This is a genomic window from Candidatus Aegiribacteria sp. (genome assembly GCA_021108005.1).
In the GTDB taxonomy this organism is placed as follows: Bacteria; Fermentibacterota; Fermentibacteria; order Fermentibacterales; family JCC-6; genus Aegiribacteria.
The window spans coordinates 1-1353 of record JAIORS010000145.1 but is presented as its reverse complement, the minus strand read 5'-3'; the positions used below and the strand labels follow the sequence as shown (position 1 = coordinate 1353).

The 1353-nt window shown below is 50.3% G+C and carries 1 protein-coding gene; it reads right to left on the bottom strand.

What is annotated here, in order from left to right; translation table 11 throughout:
• A partial coding sequence (locus tag K8S15_08910) for a hypothetical protein (GenBank protein ID MCD4776150.1) occupies positions 1–1279 on the bottom strand: 1279 nt, incomplete at its 3' end.
• Positions 1280–1353: the final 74 nt, after the last annotated feature.

The window sequence follows — 1353 nt, the reverse complement described above, 5'->3', positions numbered from 1 at the left end:
TCATGTCCCAGGCATTTCCCCTGACTTCTGTCGCGTAATCACGAGGTTTTACAAGGAAAACGAAGTCAACCGAATTGTCATCAGAATCAGGTTCCCCGATCCAGGTGGCTGCGGCAACTGTAAGCCTGTGAGCACCTATGTCCGCCGCGTCCGGGGTCCAGTTGAAGGATGCTCTGCTGCAGTCGCAGTTCCTGCAGGCGGATGGAGTCTTGAAGGGAAGGCCGTCGAAGGCAAGGTATTCAGTCTGACCTATCGATTGTCCGGCAGTGGAATCGTAGAGGGTAACGATAACGTTGTTCCCGGATTCGGTTCCCATGTTGTAGAAATCCGCTATGATATCAACGGAATCTCTAACTGTTGCCTCCATCTGAACGGAGATACTTCCATCTTTCAGTAGCATCCTTACATCGGGAGATGTTATCCTTACATCAGCAGGCAGGCTCTCGGAAGGGTCTATAAGTTCAACCAGCCTGCTCTCTCCCGCATCAAGCGTATCAAGGAACATGTAAACGGTATCTTCCGAGTCATAGGAACCCTCCATAATGAACCTTCTTGAGTGGTCAAGAAGCCTTATGCTGCAGTCAGCATATTCAGGAAGGTCAGAAGGGCTGAAAGTAATCTCGTAGGGATTACCGTTGGATATGCAGTACCTGTCTGTGTAGAACAGGTAACAGGATTCCAGGGTATCGTCCTCAAACACTTTAACGACAGGAGTGATCAGATCCGCGGGAATCGGGTTGTAGTCGTAGCTGATATCGGCCCCATCACTGTAACCTCCACTGCACCACCAGAGATCGTGCATCTCGGGGCCTATCCGCTTGACATCAGCGAGTATGTCCCCGATATCGTTGTAAAGAACACCGTATGGTCCGAAGAGCCATTCGTAGCGTATCTCCCTGTTCTTCGGATCACCAGCAAGAAGAATTGGATAATCTTCAACTTCGAAAAGGGGATCGTAGCCGTCAATCCATGGGGGAAGGGAATCCGGACGTATGTATTCGAACTGGTCATTCTCATCTTCGGGCCAGCGGCCTGTATAGACCCATTCCTCGTATGGAGCATCGAAGGGAAGGTTATGTCTGTCAAGGAGGGAACTCATGATAGTGTTGGGGGGATAACTCTGACCGTATGGTTCCATATAACTGCACAGATTGTATGGGAATATCCCCTTTGCCTGGTGCAGAAGGGCGAGGTTGCACAGCATCCTGAACTCCTGGGAAGCGGGTTTACGCTGACGGTACGAACTGTAATCAAGTAAACCTGAAGAATTATTATACAATACAGGTCCTCCTGCAGCCCCGAACGTCTGGGGGTAGTAGTACACCGGAACATCTTCCTCCAGGGCGGGAATCA